The following is a 26,648-nucleotide window of genomic DNA, read 5'->3' on the forward strand; positions in this document are numbered from 1 at the left end:
GGCGCGCTCCTCATTCGGCCGCGAGGTGGTGGGAACGGCCCTCCGTCCCCGCCGCGCGCTCATGGGTGGAGACGAGGTGCCAGATCGCATCGAGATCGTCCGCCATGACGACCACCAGATCCCCCTCGCGGGCAAGGTCGAGCGCCTGGCGAACCGCCTGGAGCTCGTCGGGGATGATCCGGATTGCCCGCTCGTTCAGCCCGCCCCTGCGCAGGCCATCGACGAGAAGTGTCGCCACCGAGCCCGGCTCGCGGCCGCGCAGGTCTCCATCCTCCTTGATCAGCACCAGATCGAACATGCCCGCGGCAACCTCGCCGATCTCGGTGATGTCGCTGTCGCGGCGGTCGCCCGGCATGCCGACGACGCCGATGATGCGGGAATGGGAGGGCTTCAGCTTGCCGACCAGCTGGCCGAGCGCCTTCAGGCCATGGGTGTTGTGCGCATAATCGAGGATCGTGCGGTAGCCGTTGCGGTCGACGATGTTGAGACGCCCGGGCGACTGCTCGTAGGAGGTGCCGAAGGTGGCGAGCGCGGAGCGGATCACCGGCAGCGAAACCCCGTGGCAGATCGCCATGGCGGAGGCGGCAAGCGCGTTCTCCACGTTGAAGTCGGCAAGCCCCTGAAGGGTGGCGGGTATATCCTCCACCCGGCCGACGAGGAAGGCCGCACCGCCATCGTAGAGCACGATGTCGGAGGTGCCGGTGGAGCGTCCGCCGGCGATGGCGCGGCCGCCGCGCCGGACATGGTCCTTCAGGAAGACCGGCCAGTCGGGCCGTGCCCGGGTGGTGAAGTAGCAGATCCGGCCACCCGCCTCGGCCGCCATGGCCGCGGTCAGCGGATTGTCCGCATTCAGGATGCTCCAGCCCTTTTCATGCACCGCCTCGACGATGACCGCCTTGACGCGCGCGAGGTCCTCGACCGTCTCGATGCCCCTGAGGCCGAGATGGTCGCTGCTCACATTGGTGACGCAGCCGATATCGCAGCGCTGGAAGGCGAGACCCTCGCGCAGAAGGCCGCCGCGCGCGGTCTCGAGCACCGCCACCTCGACGCCGGGATCGGCGAGCACCAGACGGGCGCTGCGCGGGCCGGTGCAGTCGCCCTCCATGATGCGCTGGCCGTTGACATAGACCCCTGTGCTGGTGGTCAGCCCCACCTTCTTTCCCGTGGCGGCCATGATGTGGGCGAGCATGCGCGCCGTCGTCGTCTTGCCGTTGGTGCCGGTGACCGCAAAGATCGGGATCGTGGCCGGCGTGCCCGGCGGGAAGAGATTGTCCAGAACGGGACCGGCCACATTGCGGGGCATGCCCTCGGAGGGATGGAGATGCATGCGGAAGCCCGGCCCGGCATTCACCTCGATGATGCCGCCGCCGGTCTCGCGCACCGAGCGGGTGATGTCGGGCGCGACGAAATCGATGCCGGCGATATCGAGCCCGACGATCGCGGCGGCGCGGATCGCGATCAGTGCGTTGTCGGGATGGATCACGTCGGTGAGGTCGATGGCGCTGCCGCCGGTCGAGAGATTGGCCGTCGGCCGCAGCTGCACGAAGGCACCCTTCTCCGGCACCGTCTCCAGCGTCAGGCCGGCGCGGGCGATGAAATGCAGCAGGCATTCGTCGATGGCGATGCGCGTCATCGGCGCCTCGTGCCCCTCGCCCCGCTTCGGATTGCGGTTTTCCTTCTCGATCAGCGCCGAGAGCGTCGAGACGCCGTCGCCCACCACATGGGCGGGTACCCGCCTTGCGACCGCGACCAGCTTTCCGCCGATCACGAGGATGCGGTGATCGGACCCCTCGAAATGCTGTTCGACCAGCACGTCGGCGGAATGCTCGCGCGCCTGGGCAAAGCCCCAGCGCACCTCTTCCGCATCGGCAAGGCCGACATTCACGCCGCGGCCATGGTTGCCGTCGAGCGGCTTCGTTACCACGGGATAGCCGAGCTTCCCGGCGGCGCGGACGGCCCCTTCCTCCGAACCCACGATCAGCGCCTGCGGCACGGGCAGGCCGGCCTCGTCGAGAAGCCGGTTGGTCAGCTCCTTGTCGCTGGCGATCTCGGTGGCAATCTCCGAGGTCAGCGTGCTGCAGCTTGCGCAGATGCGCCGGGCAAAGCGGCCATAGCCGAACTCCACCAGGCTGTCGGCATTGAGACGCCGCCAGGGAATGCCCCGGGCTTCCGCCTCGCGGACCAGCGAAAGCGTGGTCGGACCGAAGGTGCGGGCCGCGTGAAGGCGCTTCAGATCGGCAAGCGCTGCCGGGAGCGAGAAGACGGCCAGCGGCGATTCCGGCAGGAGGTCCAGCCCGGAAAAGCCGCGCAGCTCGGCCGGCAGCAGGCTTTCCACCAGCTGAAGCGCGTAGCGCCCGGCCAAGAGGCCGCATTCGGCATCCTCATAGGCAAACATCATGTCGTAGACGCCGGGACGGCCGGCGACGGAGCGCGTCTTGCCGCGCGTCACGGTCGCGCCGGCCTGAACCTGCAGCTCCAGCGCCACATGCTCGCAGACATGGCCGAGCCACGTGCCCTCCTCGAGCCGCTTCAGGAAACCGCCGGGAACGCCGTAGCTGCAGCCGTGGTCGCCGAGCCCGGGAAGCAGCGTCGCAAGCTTGTCCGCAAAGCCGGGAAGACGGTCGGTCGGAAAGTCCTCGAGACGCCCAAGGTCGATCTGGATGCGCACCATCGGGGTACGGCTGTACAGGTGCGGACCGCGGTATACCGCCGTTTCGAGCACGCGCAGGGAGCCAGCCGGCACCGGCCGGGCGACGATGATATCTGAAGTCATTGGATGATCCCTCAAGTGATTTCGGGGAATTAACCGCGGCAATCGTCACTGGTTCCCCAGGCCCCGACAAATTTACCGCGCCGCATATGGGGAACCGGCCAAATCATTGGTAAAAAAGCGCTTCCGGGCTTCGGTCCGGTCTTTCTCCAGGCCGGCGAAGCGGCGCGGAGGCGCCCTTCCGGGGTGTCCATATGTGCACTTTTCGGGCTCTCCCGAAAGCAAACTGCACGCTTTGCGCCCGCGCCCGTCCGACCCGTCCTGTGCCTTTTCGCGACCGCCGTCATCCTGCCGGAACCGAACCGGCGAGGCGCGCGTAATCCCCCCGCAGAAGGCGAACGGACAAGGAAAGGGCGGCACGCACATGACGAACCGGATGGAGATCTATTTCAGCCAGTCCCTCAGGCATACCGTCCGCGAGGTGTCCGACGACCGGGTTTCCATGGTGGCCGCCGGGGTGACCTATTACATCCTCCTGGCCTCCTTCCCGGGTCTTGCGGTGCTCGTCGGCCTCTATGGCATCTTCGCGGAGCCGGGCGACCTCGGCGGGCAGATGCACAATCTCGCGCCCATCCTGCCGCCGGGCGCGCTCGATATCCTCGAGAAACAGCTCGACGATCTCGCCAACCGCGAATCGGCCGCCCTCAGCATCACCGTCGTCATCAGCTTTCTGATTGCGGTCTGGAGCGCGATCAGCGGCGTGAAGGCCCTCTTCGAGGCGATGAACATTGCCAATGACGAAACCGAGAAGCGCTCGTTCATCCATCTGAACCTCCTGGCCCTCGGCTTCACCATCGGCGCCATGCTGGTCGGCCTTCTGCTGATCATCGGCATCGGGGTCGTGCCGGCGGCGCTCGCCTTCCTGCATCTCGACGGCTGGACCGACATCGTGGTGCGCTTCGCGCCCTGGCCGGTGGTGGTGCTTTTGGTCTTCGCCAGCATCCTGCTGCTTTATCGCTACGGACCGAGCCGCGAGCCGCTGCCGTTGCGGCACATCCTGCGCGGGGCTCTGATCGCCACCTTCGTCTGGATGCTGGCCTCCGCAGGCTTTTCCTACTACCTCGCCAATTTCGCCGATTACAACGCGACCTACGGGGCGCTCGGCGCGCTGATCGGCCTGCTCGTGTGGATCTGGCTGTCGATCTTCATCGTCATAGTCGGGGCGGAATACAACAAGGAGCGCCAGCATGCGCTCGAGGCCAGGGCCGCCGGCCGCCACAGATGATTGTTGCGTTGCAGCATGTGCCTTGCGACACTGGCGCAAGGCCTGGCCCTACGGGGATGGGCGCCGATGCCCCGGATTTGCGGGGGTCATCCGCGCCTCCAGCCATGCTGCAATACAGCATCCCCCACTTTTGTATACAATCGTGCGATTTTTTGTTGACGAAACGCTGCTTTTGAAATCCACTCTCAGCGTGAGCTAAAAAAGTGCTCATCGTCCAGAGGGAACAAAAAAATGATTACTCGCCGCAACACCCTGAAATCGGCCGCGCTCGGCACGGTTTCCGCAATCGCCCTTTTCATGGGCAGCACCCTTGCAGCCCAAGCCGCCAACGAAAAGCTGAAGATCGGCTTCGTCGGCGTGACCTCCGGCCCGGCCGCGGCCTGGGGCACGTCCAACGTCCGCTCGATGCAGACGCTTGCCGCCTGGTACAACGAGACCGGTGGCGTCAAGATCGGCGACAAGACCTATGACATCGAGATCGTCACCTTCGACGACCAGAAGGACCCCAAGCGCGCCGTCGAAGGCATGGAGAAGATGGCGCAGGAAGGCATCCACTACGTCGTCGGCCCGAACGTCGATGACGGCGCCGCCGCCGTCCGCCCCGTCGCCGAAAAGAACAATATCATCTATTTCCCCTATGCCTTCCCCAAGGAACTCTATACGCCCCCGGCATCCAACGCCATTCTCGGCATGATCGCAAACTATCAGTCCGGCCCGGCGATTTATAAATATCTCAAGGAAAACAAGGGCGTGAAGACGGTTGCCTTCATCGCCGCCAACGAATCCGATCCGCTCTCCCAGCGCGACGGCGGCGTGGCCGCGGCCAAGGCTCTCGGGCTCGAGGTGGTGGCCGACAAGGACACCTACCAGAACGACACGCGCGACTTCACCCCCGTCCTGACGCCGATCGTCGGGCTCAACCCGGACCTGCTGGTGCTCTCGGGCGTTGCACCCGCCAATGCGCCGCTTCTCATCCGCTCGGCCCGCGAGCTCGGCTACGAAGGCCTGATCTCCACCGAGACGGCGCAGGATGCCAAGGTGATCGAGGAAGGCGCCGGCGAGCTGGCCAACGGCTTCATCTCGGTCGGCGGCGCTTCCACGCCGGAAATCGCCTCCGACCGCATGAAGGAGTTCGTCGACCGCTACACCAAGATGTTCGGCGAGTACAACGACGAGTCCAACACCAAGGTCTATGCGCTCGACTACATCCTGGAGACGATGAAGGCCAATCCGGCGGCCATCGACAACATCGACGAGTTCAAGAAGACCATCGATACCTTCTCCGCGCCCAACCCCTACGTGAAGGGCGATTCCAAGCTCTCCTACGTGGGCACGACGTCCTTCGGCCAGAAGCGCCAGATCTCGGTGCCCATGGTGGTGAACGAATACAAGGACGGGGCCTTCCAGACCCTGTTCGTGGGCTCCGTCGACTGACACGGTCGCACGCCACACGGCCGGGGCAGGCCTGACCTGCCCCGGCCATCGTTCACGCAAATGGAAGCAGCCGGATGGAACAGGTCATCGCCAACGGACTGTATCTGGGAGCCCAGTATGCGCTGATCGCGCTCGGGCTGACCCTGATCTTCGGTCTCATGAACGTGCTGAACTTCGCGCATGGGCAAATGTATGTGCTCGGCGGGTTCATCACCTACGCAATCTACGGACAGCTGGGGCTCCCCTTCCCCGTCGCGGTCGTCGCCTCGGGCATCAGCCTGGCGGTCATCGGCGGGCTGATGGAGCGCTATCTCTTCCGCACCGTCATCCGGCGCAGCCACCGCGAGGAAAGCACGATGCTGCTTGCGGCGGCGACGGCCTTCTTCTTCGACGCGGTGATCCTGCTGATCTTCGGCGAGAAGCAGCGCGGCGTTCCGAAGATCGTCAAGGGCGTCTTCAACGATTTCGGCGTGATCATGCCCTATGACCGCATCGTCGTGGCGGTCCTCGCGGCGCTGATGATCCTCGGCTTCATCCTCTTCATGAAATATTCCCGGACAGGCCGGGCGATGCGGGCCCTTGCACAGGATCGCGTCGCCGCCCAGCTGATGGGCATCAAGGTCGATCGCTATACCATGATCGGCTTTGCACTGGGCGCCATGCTGGCGGGCGTGGTCGGCGGCCTCCTTGTTTCCATCACCGGGGTGAATTCCGGCATCGGCGGGCCGATTTCGGTCAAGGCCTTCCTGATGATCATGATCGGCGGCGCGGGCGTGGTCGGCGGCGCGATTGCCGGCGGCTTCATCCTCGGCATGATGGAATCGGTCGGGCTCACCGTGCTGCGCGAATACGGGGACGTGACCTATCTCGTCATCTTCGCCGCACTGATGATCTTCCTTGCCATCCGGCCGAACGGCCTGATGGGCAAGCCATGGGGTTGAGCCGATGAACAGAACTCTTCGCCTGCTCGGCGTTGCCGCCTTCCTCGTCGCGGTCTTCGTCGTCGTCCCGCTCCTGATCTCGGTCACGGGCCGCAAGGACGTCTATTACACGCTCACCTCCGTGGCCCTGCTGTCGATCGCCAGCGCCGGGGTGTGGCTCACCTTCTACATCGGCCGGATCAACATGGGCCAGGGCGCCTTCGCGCTGATGGGGGCCTATGTGACGGCGGTGCTCGTCAACCATTACGGCGTCGCCTTCTGGTGGACGCTGCCGGCCGCCGGCCTGTTCTGCGCGGTCGCCAGCCTGCTGATCGGCCTGCCGATCCTGCGCCTGCGCGGCGTCTACTTCGCCATGGTCAGCCTCGTGCTCACGGAAGTGACGCGGCTCCTGGCGCTCGCCCTTCCCGTTACAGAAGGGGCCAAGGGCATCACCAACATCCCGCTTCCGGGGGCGATCTCGCTCTTCGGGCTCACCATCGTGCCCGACTTCGCGACGCTCGAAAACCCGCGCATCGCCTTCTATTATCTCGCCGCAACGCTGATGGTGCTCTGCTTTGCCGGCATGTACCGCCTGGTGCATTCCCGCATCGGCCATATCTGCATGTCCCTGCAGCAGAACGAGGAGCTCGCCTCCTCGATCGGGGTGAACATCGTCCATCTGCGGCTGATCGCCTTTGCGATCTCCTCCTTCCTGGGCGGCATCAGCGGCGCCACCTTCGCCGCCGTCACCCAGTCGGTCTATCCCTCGAGCTTCACCGTCACCGACAGCGTCAACTTCATGCTGAACTGCTTCCTCGGCGGTCTCGGCTACGTGTTCGGGCCGATGCTCGGCACGCTGACGCTCTATTTCGGCTGGAACCTGCTGTTCCAGACGGGCGAGTTCCAGCTGCTGATCTACTCGTCGCTGATGATCATTCTGATGCTCGTGCTGCCGAACGGGCTCCTGAGCCTCGGCGAAGGCCGGAGGAAGGGCTGAACCATGGATACGATCCTTCAGGTCCGCGAGCTGACGCGGCGCTTCGGCGGCCTAACCGCCGTCAACAATGTCTCCTTCGACGTCAGGGAAAGGGAGATCCTCTCGGTGATCGGCCCGAACGGGGCGGGCAAGTCCACGCTGTTCAAGCTTATCGCTTCCTTCCTCAAGCCCACCTCGGGCGAGGTGCTCTACCGGGGCGAGCGCATCTCCGGCCTTGCGCCGCACATCGCGGCCCGCAAGGGCGTGGTCCGCACCTTCCAGGAAACCACGATCTTCCGCAACATGACGGTGCGCGAGAACGTGATCGTCGCCCATCACCTGCGCTCCCGGGCCTCGCTTCTCGGCTTCTTCGTCGGCACCGGCACCGCCCGGGAGGACGAGCGCGCCTTCGGCGCTTCGGCGGACGAGATCCTCGATTTCCTGAACCTCACGGAGCTGGCGAACGAGAAGGCCCGCAACCTGCCGCACGGGCACCTGCGCGCGCTCGGCATCGCCATCGGCCTTGCCACCGATCCGGCGGTGCTGCTGCTCGACGAACCCTTTGCCGGCATGAACCATGACGAGACCCACAAGGCCGTCGCCATGGTCCGTCGTCTCAGGGAACGCGGGCTTACCGTGCTTCTGGTGGAGCACGACATGCCCGCCGTGATGAAGATCTCCGACCGCATCGTCGTGATCAACTTCGGCCAGAAGATCGCCGAGGGCACGCCGGTGGACATCCAGAACAACGACCGGGTGATCGAGGCCTATCTCGGCGCCGAAGACGAGGCGATCGGGCTTTGACCATGAACCAGATGCTCCAGTTCTCCAACGTCCACATGTATTACGACCACGTCTATGCGCTGAAGGGCGTGTCGCTGACGGTCAACGAAGGCGAGACGGTGGCGCTGATCGGCGCCAATGGCGCGGGCAAGTCGTCCATCCTCCGGGCCATCACCGGGCTCAACCGCATCCGGCAGGGCGAGATCCATTATCTCGGCGAGCGGCTGGATGGCACGCCCGCGGACGAGATCGTCCGGCGCGGCATTGCCATGGTGCCGGAAGGGCGGCGCGTCTTCCCGCTGATGACGGTGGCCGAAAATCTCGCGCTCGGCGCCTTCACCCGCACCGACAAGGGCGAGATAGCCGAAAGCCTCGACCGGGTGATGACGCGCTTCCCGCGGCTCAAGGAGCGGTATAACCAGGCCGCCGGCACCATGTCCGGCGGGGAGCAGCAGATGCTCGTCATCGGCCGGGCGCTGATGTCCCGGCCGAAGCTGCTGCTGCTCGATGAACCCTCGCTCGGCGTGGCGCCGAAGCTGGTGCAGGACATCGCCCGCTCCATCGTCGCAATCAACCGCGACGAAAAGGTCAGCGTGCTGCTGGTCGAGCAGAATTCGCGCATGGCGCTGCGCATCTCGCAGCGCGCCTATGCGCTTTCGACGGGCGAGGTCGCCCTTTCGGGCGATTCCGCCGACCTCATTCATGATGACAGGGTGAAAACGCTCTATCTCGGCGGCGAGCTCTAAGGAACTTCCATGAACATTCTCATCGTCAACCCGAACACGACCCAGTCGATGACCCGAAAGATCGGCGCGGCTGCCGAGCGTGCGGCAAGTCCGGGCACGACAATCACGGCCACATGCCCGGATTTCGGTCCGCCCAGCATCGAGGGCTATTATGACGAGGTCTTCGCCATCCCCGGCATGATCGGCGAGATCCGCAAGCATCCGGAGGCGGATGCGGTGGTGATTGCCTGTTTCGACGACACGGGGCTGGATGCGGCGCGCTGCGCCACCGGCGCCCCGGTGATCGGGATCGGCGAGGCGGGCTTCCACTTCGCCTCCCTGATCTCGGGCAAGTTCGGCGTGGTGACCACGCTTGCCCGCTCCATTCCCGCCATCGAGCACAATTTGGTCCGCTACGGGCTCGCTACGCGCTGCTCGGGCGTGCGGGCGTCGGAGGTGCCGGTGCTCGACCTCGAGATCCCCGGCTCGAATGCGGCGGACAGGATCTCGGAAGAGATCGCGCGGGCCATTGCCGAGGATCAGGCGGAGGCAATCGTGCTGGGCTGTGCCGGCATGGCGGACCTTGCGAACCGTCTGGCCGACCGGCACGGGCTTCCGGTTCTCGACGGGGTGTCCTGCGCGGTGAAGCTGGCGGAGGGCCTCGTGGGGCTCGGGCTGCGCACCAGCATGAACGGCGGCTATGCGCGCCCGCGGGCCAAAGCCTATGCGGGCAGCTTTTCCGCCTTCTCGCCCGGCACGAATTGACCGGAAAGGGTCCGTTGCCGGCCATTGACGCGGCACGGTCCCTCCCCTTACAGGTGTGGGCACGCGACCTATGTCCTTCATGACAGTCGTCGCGAAAACAGGATAAGCGAGTATGCCCGATGGACATCTTTGATGCCGAGCGCCCGGCGTTGAGCTGGACGCCGGTTTATATCGACCTGCGTGATGCGATCGTCAGTCACAAGATTCCGCCGGGGATGAAACTGCCGGAAGACGAGCTTGCCTCGATCTACGGGGTCAGCCGCACGCTGGTGCGCGCCGCGCTCCAGGCACTCAGCCACAACCGCCTCGTCAATCTCGAGCCGAACCGCGGCGCCTTCGTCGCCCAGCCGAGCAAGCGCGAGGCCCGCGAGGTGTTCGAGGCGCGCGCACTCATAGAGCCCCATGTGGCGGCGCTTGCCTGCGGCTACACCAACCCGGACCAGATCGCCCTCCTGCGCCAGCATCTGGAGCGCGAACACGAGGCAATCCATGCGGGCCGGGACAGCGACGCCATCATGCTCTCCGCCCGCTTCCATGTGGGCATTGCCGAAATGGCCGATCACACCATCCTCACGGATGTGGTGAAGGACCTGATCCTGCGGTCATCGCTGATCATCGCGCTCTACTGGCGCCGGCGGGATACCACCTGCGAACGCCACGCCCACCTCGCCCTCGTGAACGCCATCGAGAGCCGCAACCGCACGGATGCGGCAGAGCTGATGAAGAGCCACATCGTCGATCTTCTTTCGGGTCTCGATCTCTCACAGGCAGCCGGTGCCGGCACCAAATCCCTGAGCGCCATCCTCAAGGGCGCCTGAGCCCTCACGCCCAGAGCTGGATGTTGGCCGGCTGGTCGAGATCGGCCGCTGCACCCCTGTCGGCGACCGTGAAATGGCCGAGCAGCGAAAAGAGATGCCGCGCGCGCTCCGCCAGCATTCCGGTCGCGGCGTAGGACTGCTCGACCATACCCGCATTGAGCTGGGTGGAGCGATCGATCCCGGTGATCCCCTCGTGAATGTCCTTCAGTTCGGTGGTCTGGGTCTGCGAACTCTCGACGATGCGATCCACATTGGCGTTGATCACCTCGAACTGCGCGGCGATGCCGGCGAGCGCCTGGCGCGTGCCATGCACGAAGGCGACCCCTTTCTCCACCTGCCCGCCGGAGGTGCGGATCAGCACCTCGATTTCCTTGGCCGCGAGGGCGGAGCGCTGGGCAAGCGCCCGCACCTCCTGCGCGACCACCGCAAATCCCTTGCCGGCCTCTCCGGCGCGCGCGGCCTCCACGCCGGCATTGAGGGCAAGCAGATTGGTCTGGAAGGCGATCTCGTCGATCACGCCGATGATGCTCGCAATCTGGCGCGAGGAGCTTTCGATTTCGCCCATGGCCTGCACCGCATCCCCCACCACGCTGGCGGACCGCTCGGCGTCGCCGCGGGTCTCGTGCACGAGCCGGCCGGACTGGCCGGCGAGATCGGCGGCGGCGAGCACCCTTTCGCTGACGGAGCCGACATTGGAGGACATATGCTCCAGCGCCCGGGCCTGCGTCTCGGTCCTGTTGTAGAGGTCCTCGGTGGCCGTGCTGAGCTGCTGGGCGCTGCGGGCGATGCTCTCCGCATCCTCGAGGATCTCGCGAATGGTGCTCGCCATGCGCTCCACCACCTCGTTGAAATCGCGGCGGAGCGGCTCCATCTCGGGGGTGAGGGGCGTGTCCAGCCGCACGGTGAGATCGCCGGCGGCAATGGTCTGCAGGCCGTCTCCGAGCCTGCCGACATCGCGCACGAGGTCGGTGACATCGGTGGCGAACTTGACCACGCGCGTCACCCGGCCGGCCGCGTCATAGACGGGATTGTAGGAGGCGGCGATGTGAACAAGCCGCCCGTCGGCCGCCAGGCGGGTGAAGCGGTCGCAGAAGTACTCGCCCTGCCGGAGCGCTTCCCAGAAGGCGCGATAGGCCGGATCGGCCGTCGTCTCGGGCGAGCAGAAGATGGCGTGATGCCGGCCGACGATATCCTCCAGCCGGTAACCCATGATGCGCAGGAAATTGTCGTTGGCGGCGATGATATGCCCGTCGAGGGTGAATTCGATGATGGCCTGCGCGCGCGACAGGGCGCCGAGCTTGGAGGCGGCCTCGGCCGCCTGCCCCTTGCTGGCCGTGATGTCTGTGGCGACCTTCACGATCTTCTGCACCCGGCCGCGCCTGATGATCGGGTTGTAGGAGGCCTCGATCCAGATTTCCCGCCCGCCCTTTCCGATCCGCCGGTACTGGCGCCGGTCGAATATGCCCTGCGCGAGCTTCTCCCAGAAGTGACGGTATTCGGCGCTGTCACGCTCCTGCCCGTCCACGAACAGGCTGTGATGCATGCCGACGATTTCGCCCAGACTGTATCCCATGACGGCGAGGAAGGTGGGGTTGGCCCTCAGGATCGTGCCGTCGGGAGCGAATTCGATGATGGCGAGGGACTTGTCCAGCGCCTGGAGAATGCGGGTGGCATCACTCGTGAACATGGTCTCTGGCACGCCTCGCTGGGTGGTTGGGTCGCGGATACTGTTTCACAGGAAAATTAAAATAACCTGCTGTATTACTGAAACAATATAGAAGAAATCGAAGCAGTACAGTTATTGATTTGTTTGGATTTTCCCGCCGCCGGGCCCCTGTCCGATGGCCAGGGGCGCCCGTTCCGGGCCGTGCCCGGCGGAAGGAGTCTTGGAGAAGGCGCGGTCAGTTCGGCAGGACGTGCCGGACCACCTTCAGCAGATCGACGGGTGTGACCGGCTTGGTCAGCCAGCCGGTCGCGCCGAGCTTCTTCGCCTCGTCGCGCTTCGATGCCTGGTTCTCCGTCGTCAGCGCCAGGATCGGCGTGAAGCGGAAGAGCTGGCGGGCGTTCTTGATGAGGTCGAGGCCGTTCATGTTCGGCATGTTGATGTCGGTAATGATGAGGTCCGGCTTGGACATCGCCACCTTCAGCGCGGCAATGGCCTGGGCGCCATCCGCCGCGCTCTGTACCTTGTAGCCCGCCCCTTCCAGCGTCGTCTTCAGGAAGGAAACGATCAGCGGTGAGTCATCGACGACAAAGATGGTTTTCATGTCAGTTTTCCTGCTTCTGGGACGTCAGCTGGCGGAGACAGTCCGCCAGAAAGGGGTCGTCGGGCAGCGCCTTCAGGCGGCCCGGCCGGGCGGCGAGCGCCTGCAGCACCGCGGTGTGCATGTGGGTGAGCCGGTCAAAGACCACGGTGCCGCCGGCATGGGCCGCCAGCCAGTGGAAGAGGGTTTCGGCATCGTCCACCAGCACGTCGCCGGACAGTTCGGCCTTTTTCTTGGTCAGCTTAAGCGGCATGCATCAGCTCCTTCAGGTCGAGGACGAGAAGCACGCTGCCATCGCCCAGAAGGGCGCTTCCGGCAAAGCCGGCAAGGGCGGCAAGCGGACCCTCGAGCGGTTTCAGGATGACATCGGTGGTCTGGGCGAAGCCGTCGACGATCAGCCCCACGGTCGCGCCGTCGACCCGGGCGACCAGCACCGCATATTCGCCCTCTCCGTTGGCGATCGGCGGTTCGGGCAGGGAAAGCAGCTCGTCCGCGCCGAAGAGCGGCACGATCCGGCCCCGCAGCACCGCCACGCGGCGGTCCTTGATCACGTGGATTTCCGAGCGCGGCACGCGCACCGTTTCCACCACCATGTCCATCGGCACGCCGTAGCGCTGGCCGTTCATGCGGACCATCAGCACGTTGGAGACGGCGACCGAAAGCGGCAGCGTCAGGACGATGCGCGTGCCCCGGCCCCGCTCGCTCGTCAGGCGCACCTGACCGCCGATCTTTTCGAGACTGGTCTTCACCACATCCATGCCGACACCGCGGCCGGACAGGCTGGAAACCGTCTCGGCGGTGGAAAAACCGGGCGCGAAGACAAGCTGGATGGCCTCCGTATCGGAAATGCTCTCCAGCCGCGCCTCGTCGATCAGCCCCTTCTCGAAGGCCTTGCGCTTGATGACGGCGGGATCGATGCCCTTGCCGTCGTCCTCGATCTCGATCAGCACCCGGTCGCCTTCCTGCGAGGCACGCACCAGGATGCGCCCCTCTTCCGGCTTGCCCGCCGCAACACGCACGTCGGGGGTCTCGAGGCCGTGGTCGAGGCTGTTGCGCAGGATGTGGATCAGCGGGTCGCCGAGGGATTCGACGATATGCTTGTCGGCTTCCGCATCCTCGCCTTCGAGCACGAGCCGCACCTTCTTGCCAAGCTGGCGGGCAACATCGCGCACCAGGCGGGGAAAGCGCTGGAATACCGACGACATCGGCAGCATACGCACCTGCATGATGCCGTCCTGCATGTCCTCGGCAATGCGGTTGATGACGGCGAACTGCGCCTTGATCTCGCGGGCGAGCTCGCGCGAGCCGTAGACCTCCTCGGCCTTGGATGCCAGATAGGGAAGCGCGTTCTTGGCCACCACCATCTCGCCGATGAGATCCATCAGCCGGTCGACCTTTTCCTGCGGCACCTTGAGCACGCGGCTGGCCCGGTCGGCGCTGTCCGCCGCCCCGCGCAGCCCGTCGCCGATGCCGTCATCCGCCGGCCTTGCGCCATCGGGAGGATCCGAAGGGGCGGTTCCGTTTGCCGTCGTGGCGGTGGCAGTGGCGACATCCGCTTCCGCGGGCGATGCCTGCTCCTCCTCGCTGCCGAGGCGGGTTTCGAGCAGAAAGGCGAGCGGCAGGAAGCTCTCCTCGCGCCGGCAGGCGGCGATGGTCTCCTTCAGCTCCTCGACCGCCTCGGGCCCGCCATGGGCGGCGAAGAGTGCAGCAAGCGTGTTGCCGATCGCCTGCAGGCGGCCGTCCCACTGGTCGGCGGAGGCGGGCAGGTCGAGAAGGCGGCGCTGGGTGGCGACGATCTCGGCTGCGAGCGGCTCCCGGTGCGGATCGAAATACCAGGCCGCGGCAGGCCGCGGCGCAGCCTCCCCGACCGCATCCGGGACGGTCTGCGGGGAATTTACGGCGGTAAACACCGGAAGCTCGCCCGTTTCGAGCGCTTCCGCCGTCAGCGGATAGAGCGCCACCTGCTCCGGCACATAGCGGAAATAGTCGCGCAGCTCGGCGATGGGCGCGCTGCTCACGGCGTGGATGCCGATGTTGCAACGGTAGATGTCGGTATCCTCCGCACCCCCGTAGGGCTCCAGAAGTTCGAGCACGAAGCCGGTGCGGCCGGGCAGGTTGCGCAGCAGCAGCAGCGGGTCCTCGCCCTTGAAGAAGCATTCGGGTTCCGGCACGTAGCGAAGCGCGGTGAGCGCGCCGCGCCCGGCCGCCTCGCTCGCGGCAGCGCGGTCCGCATCCGAAAGCCGGGCAAGCCAGGCAAGATTTTCCGGCGGCAGGACGCGTTCCGTCCATTCTTCCTCGGCCTCGGTCTCGCCGGTCAGGTCTTCCGGCAGCAGCGCCTTCAGCCGCTCGATGCGCCGGTCGGCCTCGTCGGTGAAATCCTCGGGGATGCGGCCCGAAGCCTCGACCATCTCCACCATGCGCTGGATGAAGTCCATGCTGTCCAGCAGCTCGTCGGTCAGGTCGTTGTCGATGGCGAGCGCCTTGTCGCGCACCTTGTCGAGCAGGTCCTCGGCCGCATGCACGACGCGGGTGAAGATCGGGATGTCGAAGAGGCCGGAATTGCCCTTCAGCGTATGGACGGCCCTGAACAGCTCGTCGATCACCGCCTCGTCGTCGGGGCGCTTCTCGAGCGCGAGGAGCGACTGGCCCATGCGCTCCAGGATGTCGTTCGCGTCGGTAATGAACTGTTGCAGCAAGGGGTTCATGCGCGGCCCCCCGTCATCAGGGCGGCCACCTCGAGCAGCTCGTTGGGCTTGGTCGGCTTGACCAGATAGAAATTGGCCCCGGCCGCGAAGGCGCGCTGCCGGTCCTTCTCCTCGGCCTCGGTCGAGACCATCACCGCCGGCGACTGGTGGATTTCCTTGCGCCTGCGTATTTCGCGCAGGAAGGCATAGCCGTCCATCTTCGGCATGTTCACGTCGACCACGAAGAGGTCGTAGGTGCGGGAAAGCGCCTTTTCCACGCCCTCGATCCCGTTCACGGCTTCATCCACATGAAAGCCGGCCTCCTCGAGAAGGGAGCGGTGATAGAGACGGACCGTGGAGGCGTCATCGATGATGAGAATGGATTTCATGCTCTCACTCACAGCGGCTTTTGATAGACGATGGCATCTTTGAACTTCCGCACACGGAACAGGTCGGAAATCCGGCTCATGGATTCGGAATGGCCGAGGCAGATGAAGCCGCCGGGGCTCATGGCGTTGTAGAAGATCTCCGCCGCGGCGCGCCGGGAGGTATCGTCGAAATAGATCAGCAGGTTGCGGCAGAAGACGACGTCGATGTCCCGGAAATGCCGGGTATCCAGCGGGTCCAGCAGGTTTACGCGGGAAAAGTCGATGGAATCGCTGACCTGTTCGTCGATCTTGTAGTTGCCGTTGGCCAGCCGCGTGAAATACTTGCGCAGCAGCGCTGCCGGCAGGTGCTGCACGGAGCGCGGGCTGAACACGCCCTTTGCCGCCGCCTGCAGCACCTGGGTATCGATGTCGGAGGCGAAGATCTCCACGTCGAAGCGGTCGAGCTTCGCCCAGTGCTCCAGGAGATAGATGACGATCGAATAGGGCTCCTCGCCGGTCGAGCAGGGCAGCGACCAGATCCGGACCGGCTTCTTCGGCGGCTTGGTGGCCACCACCTCGTCGAGCAGCGAGTTCACGAGACAGTCGAACTGGTAGGATTCCCGGAAGAAATAGGTTTCGTTGACGGTCATGGCATTCGTCAGTGCCTGCAGCTCCTCGCTGGACGCCTGGAAGCGCAGCATGGTGAAATAGCTGCGGAAGCTGTCGCTGCCGGTCGCCTCCATGCGTTCGATCAGCCGCTTGTCGACGAAATACCGCTTGCTGTCCTCGAACAGGATTCCGGTCTTCCGGTAGAAGAACTCGCGGAACTTGTGGAAGTCCTCTTGGCCGATGGCGGGATGAGACATTCAGCTTCCGGCTCCGATCCGCTTCATGGCGTTCCCGGCCGCAAATTTCAGGAAGGGTTCGTCGGCAAAGCGCGCGGCGATGCGCGAAAGCGCCGGGATGGCCGCCTCCGTCCCCACCTCGCCCAGAAGGTCGAGCGCGGTTGCCACCACGTTCGGATGCCGGTCGGCGGAGACGACGGCGATCAGCCACTCTTCCACCTTGGGGTGACGCAGCGCCTCCAGCACATTGACGGCGAAGATGCGGACATCGGAATCCGGGTGGTCGAGGAGCCGCTCCATGTGCGGGGCGACTTCCGCCGGCAGCGCCTGCAGGATCTCGATCACGGTGTTGCGCAGCGCCGCATCCTCCGAGGAGAGAAACGGCAGGAGCCGCTCCACGGTCACGGCGCTTTGCGTGCGCATCAGCGCCACGGCAATCGCCTCGCGGGTCGGGATGTCGGTCTCGACCGCAAAGCGGGCGCACAGCGCCTCCGCCGCTGCGGCATTGCCCGCCAGGCGGCGCGCCGCCGCCTGGCGTCCGGCAGCGTCGGGGCCACCGAGCAGCGCGATCGCCTCATCGGCGGACAGGGCCGCCTGCGATCCGGCTTGCGGAAGGTCTTCCGCCCTCGTTTTCCTCAACGGCATTGCGGGTCTCCTACTTTACCCATTCGATAATCTTGGCGGCCACGGCCGAAGCCGGCAGGACGACGCTGGCCCCGCCCCTTTCGATCAGGTCGCGCGGCATGCCGAAAACGACGCAGCTCTCCTCGCTTTCGGCGATGGTGCGGCCACCGCGGCGCTTCAGCTCCGTCATCTGCTCCGCCCCGTCATTGCCCATGCCGGTCATCTGCACCGCGAGGATCCGGTCCGGGCGGAACACCTCCATGGCGGAGGCGACGAGCACGTCGACCGACGGGTGCCAGTTGTGCCGGGGGGATTCCGGCTTGTTGATCGTGACGAGCGTGCCGTTGCGCTCGCCGATGGCGAGGTCGGTCCCGCCCCTGGCGATGGTGATGGTGCCGCGCAGCAGCGGCTCGAACTGCGCCGCCTCGCGCACCGTGAGGGCGCACAGCCCGTCGAGCCGACGGGCAAGCGGTCCGGTAAAGGAGGCCGGCATGTGCTGGGCGACGACCACAGGCCAGCGCAGATCCGCCGGGAGCGCCGGCAGAAGCTCCTCGAGGGTGCGCGGCCCGCCCGTCGAGATGCCGATGACGATCACGCCTTCCGGCCGGCCCTGCGGCAGCCGGCGGGGAGCTTCCACCGGCCCGGGCGCGGGCGCGGCAACCGCCTCGCGCTTCGGCCGGACCGCCGGCGGGGCCGGAGGACGTTCCGGCTCCCGTGCGGCGGGCGCGGTGCCCTTTGGCTTCAGCCGGGCCCGTGCGGCAGCCTTCACCTTGGACACGAGGTCCTTCGCCACGTCGTCCATCGACAGCGAGATGGTGCCGCCGGGCTTGGCGATGAAATCGACCGCCCCCATTGCCAGCGCCTCGAAGGTGGACATCGCCCCCTTCGTCGTCAGCGAGGAGACCATGACGACGGGCGTCGGCCGGGCCGCCATGATCTGCGAGAGGGCGGTCAGCCCGTCCATCTCGGGCATGTTGACATCCAGCGTGATCACATCCGGCGGGTTGTTGAGCACCTCGCGGACGGCCTCTGCCCCGTTGTTGGCCGTGCGCACCTCGAGACCGGCGTCCCGGAAAAGCGTGCCGAGATGCTTGCGCATCAGGGCGGAGTCATCGACAACAAGCACTGCAGTCATCGCCTGCTCCCTCAGGCCACCTTGTCGAGCTGCGCCATTTCGGTTCCCGAAAGCAGCGCGGCGGGATCGACCAGCATGATCATCCGGTTCTGCTTCTCGAGATTGGCGACGCGGCCGAGGATCTTCTGCTGCTCGCCCGAAAGCCGCGGCGCGGGCTCGATGGCGTTGCGGGGGATCTTCAGCACCTCGAGCACCGCATCGACGATGAAGCCCATGCGCTTGCCCTCGAAGACATAGACCATGATGCGCTGGCGGTCGTTGCGGGTGACGTCGCCGAGACCGAGGCGCCGGCGCTGGTCCATGACCGGCAGCACCGAACCGCGCAGGTTGATGACACCCTCGACGAAACCGGGCGCCTTCGGCACATGGGTGAGCTGTTCCGGCACCCGGACGATTTCCTGCACGGTGGCGATCGGCACGCCGAACTCCTCGCTTCCCAGCCGGAAGACGACCACCTGCTCCTCGTCCTCGATGACATCCTCGTCGATGTCGCTTGCATAGATGTCGTGCATGGTCTTCTCCGCATGCGAAACCTGGTCGAAAGCCGCCTGGAAGGAGGCGAGCTGGAACATCCGGCCCGTATCGATGACCGAAACCAGACGCCTTCCGTTGTCGAGGTGGCAGACCGAGGCGATCTCCTCGATGCCGCCACCCTTGGCCAGCAGGCCCGGAAGCGGCTCCACGAGATTGCGCGGAACCCTGAGCACCTCGTCCACCGTATCGGCAACCACGCCGACCGCATTGCCGTCGTCGAGGCCGAGGACGACCACGCGCTGCGTCTCGTCCTCGCCGCTCTCGGGCAGGTTCAGCATGGCCCTCAGCGACACGAGCGGAAGCAGCCGTTCGCGAAGGGTCATCAGCCCGAGCACGTGATGGGGCGCGTTCGGCACCACCGCCACCCGCTGCGGCATCTGGACGATTTCCTGCACGGCCGCGATGTCGGCCGCATATTCCTGCTCGCAGACCGAGAAGGATACGAGCTGCAGCTCGTCCACTTCCTCGAGATCCGCATCCTCCGGGCCGGCACCGTGGAAGATGCCTTCGTGGCTGGTGGCGCTGCGGGTGCCGGACAGGATCGCGGCGAATTCCTGGCGGATGATGTGCTGGAAATCCAGCACCATCACCAGATCGTCCTTCTGGGTGCGCACCACCCCCGTGAGGAGGTCGTCGCGGATCGAGGAGCGGATGCTCGAGACCGGCTCGATCTCCGCATTGTTCACCGCGATCACGCTCGACACGCGGTCGACCACGAAGCCGAGCGGCGAGCCGAAATTGATCACCAGCGCCCGGGTGGAATCCGTGTGCGGGACGTCCGGCAGCCCGAAGATGCGCCGGAGATCGACGATCGGCAGCACCCGGCCGCGCAGGTTGGCGAGCCCGAGAAGCGAACGCGGGGCGAGCGGAACCCGCGCCAGATCCGGCACGCGGATGATCTCCTGGACCGGGCCCATGGGCGCGGCGAAGATTTCGTCCTCGACCATGAAGGTCACGAACTGGCTGTCCTCGCGCTCGGCAAGGCCGTCATCGGCCTGTTCCCTGATGTCGTCCTGCATGGGGACCTCCTTTAGCCGGCGCTCTGGAGTTCGTCGGCGAGAGAGGCGATCTCCTCGATGGCGGCGAGCATTTCTTCCGTGCCCTGCGACTGCTGCTTGGCGGCGGTTGCGGCTTCGGCGGCTGCCTTTTCGGCTTCGGTCGCCGCATCCGCGATCTGGTCGAGGCCCTGCTTGGTCTGGCTGAGTGCAACGGCGATCTCGCGGGCGCTGGTGAGGATCTCGCTGGTCCCGTCTTCCACCTCCTTGACGTCGCTCTCGATGGCATTCAGCGCATCGGTGGTCTTCCTGGCCTTGTCCACCTCGCCCATGGCGGCCTCGACGATCTCGTCGAGATCGCGGCCGACGATCTGGATCTGGTCCTGAACGGATTTCACGAGGTCCTTGATCCGGTCGGCATTTTCGGCGGAGTCCCGGGCAAGGTTGCGGATGTCGGTGGCGACGACGGCAAAGCCCTTGCCGAACTCGCCGGCGCGCGCGGCTTCGATGGAGCCGTTGACGGCCAGCATGTTGGTCTGGATCGAGACATTGGCGATCGCCTCGACGATCTTGTCGATCTTGCGCGATACCACGCCGAGATCCTTCACCTGGCGGATGCTGGTGCGGGTATCCTCGGCCGAGGACGAGATGCCCCTGATCAGCTCGTCGACGGCGGTCCTGTTGGAGCCGAGGAGGAGGCGGATGGCCGTGACCCGCTCGGCGCTCGCATCGGCGCGCTTCAGGGCGAGGTCCGCGCCCTTCTCGATCTGGCCCATGGCGGCGGCGGCCTGGGCGGTGGCGGCGGCGGAGGTCTGCGTACCCTTCCTGATCTGCTCGAGCGCGGTCATGATCTGGCCGCCCGCCCGGTTGATGCTCTGGATGGCGGAGGAAAGCTCCTCGGAGGCGGATGCGACTTCCTCGGCGCTCTTGGTGATGTCGGAGGAGTTCTTCAGGTCTTCGGCCAGTTCGTTGAGCGACTGGGCGGTCTGCTCGCATTCGGCAAGCGATTCCGACTGGGCCGCCACGGCCTTGGCGGATTCTTCGGCGGCGGCGGACTGTTCCTCCGCTGCGGCGGCGATGTCTTCCGCCCCGCGCAGCGCCTGGTTTGCCGCCGCATTGGACTGGATGGCGGCCGAGGCGATCTCGCGCGAGCCGTTGAGGATCTCCAGCATGTTCTTCGAGATCTCGCCGAGCTGCTCGGTGATGACCTTGCTGCGCTCCACCTCGCCCATCACGCTTTCGGCGGAATTGTTGATGCCGGTGGTGATTGCGTCCACGTCGGTCTGGATCTGGCCCACGAGTTCGGCGATCTGCTGGGCGCTCTTTTCAGAGGTCTCGGCCAGCGTGCGGACTTCGTCGGCAACCACGGCAAAGCCCTTGCCGTGCTTGCCCGCGCGGGCCGCCTCGATCGCGGCATTGAGCGCGAGCAGGTTGGTCTGGTCGGCGATGCGGGCGACCGCCTTGACGATGTCGCCGATATTGGCGGCCTGGGCCTCCAGCTCCTTGACGAGCTGCACCGAGCCCGCCTGGCGCTGGGCGGCGACCCCAACGTTCGACACGAGCGCCGCGATGTCGTCGGCGGTCCGGTTGGCGACCGTCTGCACGGCCTCGACCTTCGACTGGCTGGTTTCGGCGACTTTCAGCTGCCGGGAAATGCTGTCCATCACCTGACGGGTGGCGGCCAGCGATTCCTGCGCGGCGCCACTCGCCTGTTCGGCACCGGCGGCGATCAGGTCGGAGGCGCGCTTCAGCTCTTCGGCCGCCGAGGCGGCCTCGGCGGTGCTGGACGCGATCTGGCTGGTGGCGGCCGCGATGCGCTCGGCAGCCTGCTGCTGCTTGGCGAAGGTACGGGCCCGCTTGCGCTGGGCCTCCGCCTCCCGGGCAGCGGCCGCGGGAAGGGTCTTGTGTGCCTGCGTGGTGCCCTGTGCTGCGGGCATCGTCGATGCCCCCGTCTTCTTTACAATCGGCATGCGACGACCTCTGCTGCTTTGAAATTGACCACTCCATCGCCGGCACCTGTTTAAGTTCCGGCTTTCGTGAGAGTGTTTGATATTAGGCCAGCAAAGGGGTCAAGTTGGTGCATTATCCCATACTGTATGAGTTATTATGGGTATGCCGAAATGACACTGTTTCATCGTAGAACAGTGGATATTAAGCGGAATTCAATATTTAGAAAATGCTGAAAGGCAGCCAATCATCGTTAAAAATATACTTACAGCCGGTCGCCGCTCTCCGGGGCAGCCGGCCCCCGTGGCTCAGCGCGGCAGGGCAAAGCTGTCCTTGAGCCGTTCCATCAGGCCGGCGATGCCGTCCGCCCCGTCGTCCCCCTCGGCCCGGCGGGTGGCGGCGAGCACATGGCCTAGCGGATCGGCGAGGAGTGCAGCCAGCGCATCCGCATCCTCGGGCAGGCAATAGGACGACATCTCGAAACCCTGGCGGTCATCGAACCAGCCGATATCGGCGCGCTCCTCGTCGAACTCGATGCCCACCCAGTCGAAGCCGGGGCGGGAATCGACGCCGGCGAAGGAGCGCAGGAGCTGGAACTGCAGCGTGCACTCCCGCCCGTCCGACCCGAAGACGAGATCGCTGACGGCGGCATGGCGCTGGAGCATGGCAATGGTGTCGCCGGTGACGTGGAGGTCGGGCCGGGGAATGGCGGGCGCCGTCTCCGCGCGGTTCCAGCTTCCGCCGCTGGCCACCGCAAGCGAGACGAGCGCGAGCGGCTCCGTCAGCAGCTCCTCGATTTCCTCCGGTTCGAGTCGGGCAGCCGGCCGGGTCAGCACGCATGCTCCGTCGGCGAGCGTAAGGCGGAAGGCGACATATCCCCAGGCGAAGATGATGTCGACCGGCGGTCCCTGCTCCCCCGTCATCAGCCCGGGCATGCAGCCCGTCTTCAGGAACAGGCCGAGCCGCGCCCTTCCGCCCTCGCTGGCGAGCAGGTAGGAGGAGACACGTCCATCGGCGGCAAGATCCGCAAGCGTATCGCCCGCCATGTAAAGAGAATGAACATCCATGCCGTCGGGCTCCGCTCCTTCAGTCGGCAAAATGCATAAAAATATACATTTATTTTAGCCTTCTGTGTTACACAATAATTTAATTTATGACGCATAACATCCGGAAGATCAAAAGTTATTTCTCCGGTGAAAAGCGGTGCTCTCCTATAGCCAGTCTGGCAAATATGCCACCAAATCAACAGTTTGCCAGCCACTTTCCGGGATACGCAGCCGGGTGGAATCGACATTCCACACCATCGGCCGGCTGCTCGACCAGCTTGCGGCCGTTGCCGCCGCGTTCCAGGGTTATCTCCGGCAGGACCTGAGCGCCGGTATCGAGTTGCCCAATTATTCCCGTGCCTTCCTGGATGGCGTGCGCCGGTTCGATGGCGAGGGCCAGGCGTTCCGGGCCAGCCTTGACCGGGCATCCGCCGATGCCCGTGCGCTGCATTGCCAGCTTGCGGTTCTGACCGACCACAGCATCCACCTGCGCAGCTGCACCTTCACGCTGAAGGTCATCAGCGCCCGCTACCCGGAGATCTCGGGCTTTGCGGAAGAAATGGCCGAGTATGTCGGCCGCATCCGCGCCGCGGTCGATACGCTGTCCGGCGAACTCGAGCGCGTGATTCGCATGGCGCGGCAGGTGGACGAGAGCGGCGACACCCGCTCCGACCGCCCGAGCCTCGACGAGGCCTTCAAGACCGAACCGGCCTCCATGCGCATCGCGGCGGAAGAGATCGACCAGATGATCGCGCGGCTGATGAGCACGCTCCAGTGCGGCGACATCGCCAGCCAGCGGCTGGATCACATCGTGCAGGCGGTGGAGGCGGTGGAGAACGCCATGCTGACCCCCGAGGACCGGGCCCGCTTTCTCGCGATGATCGATGCGCAGCTCGACCAGACCATTGCGGACCTCGGCGTGAACTGCGGCATGTTCACCGAGAATATCGAGTTGATCGCCAGCCGCATCGAGGTGCTGGCTGCCAATGCGGACGTGCACCGCATCGGGCTTGCGGAGAATTACCGCCAGCTTCAGAAGCGGCTCGACGACTATTTCGCCGAATTGCGGTCGATGCTCCGGCGCCGGGGCGAGCAGCAGGCGCTGTTTGCCGGCGGCAGCGACGGCGCGGGCACGCGTCGGGTCGAGGAAGCGATCGATGCGATCGGCTCGGCCGTGCGCGACATCTATTACATGGCGCTCAACACGACGCTCAGCTGCGGCCGCATCGGCGGTACCGCCGCCTCCGCAGCGCCCGTGACGACCGAGATCCGCCGCCACGTCCAGATCCTCAGCGAGGCGTCGGACCTGATGGCCTCGCTCTGCCCGCGCATGACGCAGGCGCTTGCCGAGGGCGGCCAGATGGCGCTCGACACCGGCCTCGAACCGGATTTCGCCGCCGAGCACGAGCGGCTGTCGGCACAGGTGCATGCCATGGCGGAGCGCGCCCGCGAGGCCTGGCTCAGCCCGGCGCAGCTCAATGCGCTTTCCCGCCAGCTGCTCGGCGAAATGCCCCATCTCGCGGAAGTCTCTGCCGGGTCGCAGGCGGTGCAGGACCATCTGGGCGCCTATCGCGACGCCGGCCAGTCCCCCGTTCGGGACCAGAAGCGGGTGGACGAGCTCAGCGAGCGGCTCTTTGCCCTCTACACGATGAATTCCGAGCGTGAGGTGCACAAGCAGCACTTCTGGCTGGACATCGACTCCAGCGATTGCGAGGCGATCAACCTCTTCGGCGACGAAGCGGCCGAGATGTCGCTCGACGCGGTGCTGTTCTAGCCTCGCCGGGCTTCTGCCGGTGCGAAATGGCGTCTGCCGCCCGGCCTTTCACCTTGTCCGATCATGAAAAAAGGGTGCCGCGACGGCACCCTTTTTTCTGCGTCCCTGTCGTCCGGCCGTCAGCCCTTCCGTTCCTCGTGCTCGCGCCGCCAGCGGTCGATGGCAGCGGAGACGGGAACTGCAAGCACGCTTGAGACATCCTCGGCGGGAATGGCCTTGGAGAACTGCCAGCCCTGAACCTCGGTGCAGCCCTCGCGGGCGAGGTGGAAGAGCTGCTCCTGCGTTTCGACGCCCTCGGCGGTGGTCAGGATGCCGAAGGAGACGCCGAGCTTGGTGATGGCATGGACGATGGCGCCGCTCTCGCGGTTCTGCGCGACATCGCGGATGAAGGAGCGGTCGATCTTGATCTTGTCGAAGCGGAAGCGGCGCAGATAGCCGAGGCTCGAATAGCCGGTGCCGAAATCGTCCATGGCAATGCGCACGCCGAGCGCGTGAAGCTGCTCCAGGATGGCGATGTTCTGCTCCGTCTTCTCGAGCAGCACCGTTTCGGTGATCTCGATCTCGAGGCGCTGCGGCGGCAGGCCGGAGGCGGCCAGCGCGCTCATCACGCTGTTGATGACATTGCCGCGCATGAACTGGATCGACGAGACGTTGACGGCCACCCGGACATGGTCCGGCCACTGCATGGCCTCCATGCAGGCACGGCGGATCACCCAGTCGCCGAGCTGGATGATAAGCCCGGTTTCCTCCGCCACGGGAATGAAGAACTCCGGGGAAACCAGCCCGCGCTCGGGATGCTCCCAGCGCAGCAGGGCCTCGAAGCCGACGATCTCCTGGTTATCAAGCGAGATCTGCGGCTGGTAGACGAGCTTGTACTCGCCGTTGACGAAGGCGTTTCGCATGTCGAGCTCGAGAAGGCGCCGCTCCTGGGCCACCGCATCCATCTCGGGATTGAAGATGCGATAGGTGCCGCGGCCATCCGTCTTGGCGCGATACATCGCGAGGTCGGCATTCTTCAGCAGCACGTCCGCCTCTTCCTGCCCGTCGAAGGTCGCCACGATGCCGACGCTTGCGCCGACGGTGATGGCATGCCCCTCGATCGAGCGCTGACGGCTCGCCCTTGCGATGATCTTTTCGGCGATGGCGGCCGCCGAGTTCAGCCCGCTGTCGCAGCCCGCATGCAGGATCGCGAATTCGTCGCCCCCGAGCCGCGCAATCAGGTCGTCCTTGCCGATGACCTCGCGGAATTCCGTGGCCACCTGCTTGAGGAGCAGGTCGCCGATCGTGTGGCCGAGGGTGTCGTTGACGCTCTTGAAACCGTCGAGGTCGATGAACAGGATGGCCACCCCGTTGCCCTCGGCGACAGGCTGGCCGAGGCGCGCGTCCAGCGCCTCGCGGAAGAGAACGCGGTTCGCCAGGCCCGTCAGCGCATCGTGGAAGGCCATGTAGCGGCTTTCCGCCTCGGAGCGCTGGCGCTGCTCGATCTCGCCTTCCAGCTTGCGGTTGATCTCGATGAGTTCGAAGGTCCGCTCCTTGACGCGCTCCTCGAGCAGCTCCTTTGCCCGGCTCAGCTCGTCATTGGCGCGCTTGCGCTCCAGCTGCACGTTGACCCGCGCGAGCGCAATGGGAAAATCCACCGGCTTCGTCACATAGTCGTTGGCCTGCATCTCGAGCGCGCTGACGATATCCTCGCTCTGGCTCTTGGCCGTGACCATGATGACGGGCAGTTCCACGGGGGAGAAGTTCTCGCGCACCCGCTTCAGCACTTCGAGCCCGTCGATCCCGGGCATCATCACGTCGAGCAGCACGACGTCGAAGGGCTGCCGGGCGATCAGCGCAAGGGCGGCCATGCCGCTGTCGGCTTCCGTCACCTCGAAGCCGCGCCGCTCGAAGCGCCGGAGCAGGATCGCCCTGTTGTCGGTGACATCGTCGACGATCAGCAGGCGCGGCTTGCGGGAGGCCTCCGCCTGCGTCTCGGTGTAGGTGAGGGGTTTCGTCTGAGACATGTGGACCTGT

General features: G+C 65.6%; 22 protein-coding genes. 9 read left to right on the forward strand and 13 right to left on the reverse strand.

What is annotated here, in order from left to right; all coding sequences use genetic code 11:
* Positions 1-10 precede the first annotated feature (10 nt).
* Positions 11-2,773, reverse strand: a complete 2,763-nt coding sequence (gene cphA, locus GGR23_RS16160; protein ID WP_183367347.1) for a cyanophycin synthetase — start codon at positions 2,771-2,773, stop codon at positions 11-13.
* A gap of 361 nt (positions 2,774-3,134) precedes the next feature.
* Here cphA and GGR23_RS16165 point away from each other — a divergent pair, with 361 nt between their 5' ends.
* From GGR23_RS16165 to GGR23_RS16200, 8 genes are all read left to right on the forward strand, one after another.
* A complete protein-coding gene (locus GGR23_RS16165; RefSeq protein WP_183367348.1) occupies positions 3,135-3,995 on the forward strand; it encodes a YihY/virulence factor BrkB family protein in 861 nt (286 codons plus the stop codon).
* 231 nt (positions 3,996-4,226) lie between these two features.
* Positions 4,227-5,429: an ABC transporter substrate-binding protein gene (locus GGR23_RS16170; RefSeq protein ID WP_183367349.1), complete on the forward strand. Its 1,203-nt coding sequence runs from the start codon at positions 4,227-4,229 to the stop codon at positions 5,427-5,429.
* A gap of 74 nt (positions 5,430-5,503) precedes the next feature.
* Positions 5,504-6,370, forward strand: a complete 867-nt coding sequence (locus GGR23_RS16175) for a branched-chain amino acid ABC transporter permease (protein WP_183367350.1) — start codon at positions 5,504-5,506, stop codon at positions 6,368-6,370.
* A 4-nt stretch (positions 6,371-6,374) separates the two neighbouring features.
* Complete coding sequence (locus GGR23_RS16180; RefSeq protein WP_183367351.1) at positions 6,375-7,346, forward strand: branched-chain amino acid ABC transporter permease; 972 nt, start codon at positions 6,375-6,377, stop codon at positions 7,344-7,346.
* A 3-nt stretch (positions 7,347-7,349) separates the two neighbouring features.
* On the forward strand, positions 7,350-8,129 hold the full coding sequence (locus tag GGR23_RS16185) for an ABC transporter ATP-binding protein (RefSeq protein ID WP_183367352.1): 780 nt from the start codon (positions 7,350-7,352) through the stop codon (positions 8,127-8,129).
* Between the two features lie 11 nt (positions 8,130-8,140).
* The gene (locus tag GGR23_RS16190; RefSeq protein WP_343066697.1) at positions 8,141-8,854 is read left to right on the forward strand and encodes an ABC transporter ATP-binding protein; all 714 of its coding nucleotides are present in this window, start codon (positions 8,141-8,143) and stop codon (positions 8,852-8,854) included.
* 9 nt (positions 8,855-8,863) lie between these two features.
* Positions 8,864-9,598 (forward strand): aspartate/glutamate racemase family protein, encoded by a 735-nt coding sequence (locus GGR23_RS16195; RefSeq protein ID WP_183367354.1) that lies wholly within the window; start codon positions 8,864-8,866, stop codon positions 9,596-9,598.
* Positions 9,599-9,717: 119 nt separating this feature from the next.
* Complete coding sequence (locus tag GGR23_RS16200) at positions 9,718-10,416, forward strand: GntR family transcriptional regulator (RefSeq protein WP_183367355.1); 699 nt, start codon at positions 9,718-9,720, stop codon at positions 10,414-10,416.
* A 4-nt stretch (positions 10,417-10,420) separates the two neighbouring features.
* Here GGR23_RS16200 and GGR23_RS16205 read toward each other — a convergent pair whose 3' ends face one another.
* The 11 genes from GGR23_RS16205 to GGR23_RS16255 all read right to left on the reverse strand — a co-directional run bounded on the left by GGR23_RS16205 (position 10,421) and on the right by GGR23_RS16255 (position 22,879).
* Positions 10,421-12,103: a methyl-accepting chemotaxis protein gene (locus GGR23_RS16205; RefSeq protein ID WP_183367356.1), complete on the reverse strand. Its 1,683-nt coding sequence runs from the start codon at positions 12,101-12,103 to the stop codon at positions 10,421-10,423.
* A 214-nt stretch (positions 12,104-12,317) separates the two neighbouring features.
* A complete protein-coding gene (locus GGR23_RS16210; RefSeq protein WP_183367357.1) occupies positions 12,318-12,683 on the reverse strand; it encodes a response regulator in 366 nt (121 codons plus the stop codon).
* A 1-nt stretch (position 12,684) separates the two neighbouring features.
* Positions 12,685-12,933 carry a hypothetical protein gene (locus GGR23_RS16215; protein ID WP_183367358.1) on the reverse strand — a complete coding sequence of 83 codons (249 nt, stop codon included), beginning with the start codon at positions 12,931-12,933 and terminating at the stop codon, positions 12,685-12,687.
* A complete protein-coding gene (locus GGR23_RS16220) occupies positions 12,923-15,385 on the reverse strand; it encodes a chemotaxis protein CheA (protein ID WP_183367359.1) in 2,463 nt (820 codons plus the stop codon). The genes GGR23_RS16215 and GGR23_RS16220 overlap by 11 nt, the downstream gene beginning before the upstream one ends.
* A complete protein-coding gene (locus tag GGR23_RS16225) occupies positions 15,382-15,753 on the reverse strand; it encodes a response regulator (RefSeq protein WP_183367360.1) in 372 nt (123 codons plus the stop codon). The genes GGR23_RS16220 and GGR23_RS16225 overlap by 4 nt, the downstream gene beginning before the upstream one ends.
* Before the next feature lie 8 nt (positions 15,754-15,761).
* Positions 15,762-16,598 (reverse strand): CheR family methyltransferase, encoded by an 837-nt coding sequence (locus tag GGR23_RS16230; protein WP_183367361.1) that lies wholly within the window; start codon positions 16,596-16,598, stop codon positions 15,762-15,764.
* Positions 16,599-17,222: a HEAT repeat domain-containing protein gene (locus GGR23_RS16235; protein WP_183367362.1), complete on the reverse strand. Its 624-nt coding sequence runs from the start codon at positions 17,220-17,222 to the stop codon at positions 16,599-16,601. It lies immediately after the preceding gene.
* Between the two features lie 10 nt (positions 17,223-17,232).
* The gene (gene cheB, locus GGR23_RS16240) at positions 17,233-18,336 is read right to left on the reverse strand and encodes a chemotaxis-specific protein-glutamate methyltransferase CheB (protein WP_183367363.1); all 1,104 of its coding nucleotides are present in this window, start codon (positions 18,334-18,336) and stop codon (positions 17,233-17,235) included.
* Between the two features lie 11 nt (positions 18,337-18,347).
* Positions 18,348-19,889, reverse strand: a complete 1,542-nt coding sequence (locus GGR23_RS16245) for a chemotaxis protein CheW (protein WP_183367364.1) — start codon at positions 19,887-19,889, stop codon at positions 18,348-18,350.
* A gap of 11 nt (positions 19,890-19,900) precedes the next feature.
* The gene (locus GGR23_RS16250; protein ID WP_183367365.1) at positions 19,901-21,835 is read right to left on the reverse strand and encodes a methyl-accepting chemotaxis protein; all 1,935 of its coding nucleotides are present in this window, start codon (positions 21,833-21,835) and stop codon (positions 19,901-19,903) included.
* A gap of 285 nt (positions 21,836-22,120) precedes the next feature.
* Positions 22,121-22,879 (reverse strand): hypothetical protein, encoded by a 759-nt coding sequence (locus GGR23_RS16255; RefSeq protein ID WP_183367366.1) that lies wholly within the window; start codon positions 22,877-22,879, stop codon positions 22,121-22,123.
* 214 nt (positions 22,880-23,093) lie between these two features.
* Between GGR23_RS16255 and GGR23_RS16260 the strand changes: the two genes are divergently transcribed.
* Entirely contained in the window at positions 23,094-24,632 is a 1,539-nt protein-coding gene (locus GGR23_RS16260; protein WP_183367367.1) for a hypothetical protein, read from the forward strand.
* Positions 24,633-24,751: 119 nt separating this feature from the next.
* Here the strand turns inward: GGR23_RS16260 and GGR23_RS16265 are convergent, their stop codons facing one another.
* Complete coding sequence (locus GGR23_RS16265; protein ID WP_183367368.1) at positions 24,752-26,638, reverse strand: putative bifunctional diguanylate cyclase/phosphodiesterase; 1,887 nt, start codon at positions 26,636-26,638, stop codon at positions 24,752-24,754.
* Positions 26,639-26,648: the final 10 nt, after the last annotated feature.

The sequence above is a fragment of the Gellertiella hungarica genome (genome assembly GCF_014197145.1).
GTDB lineage: Bacteria > Pseudomonadota > Alphaproteobacteria > Rhizobiales > Rhizobiaceae > Gellertiella > Gellertiella hungarica.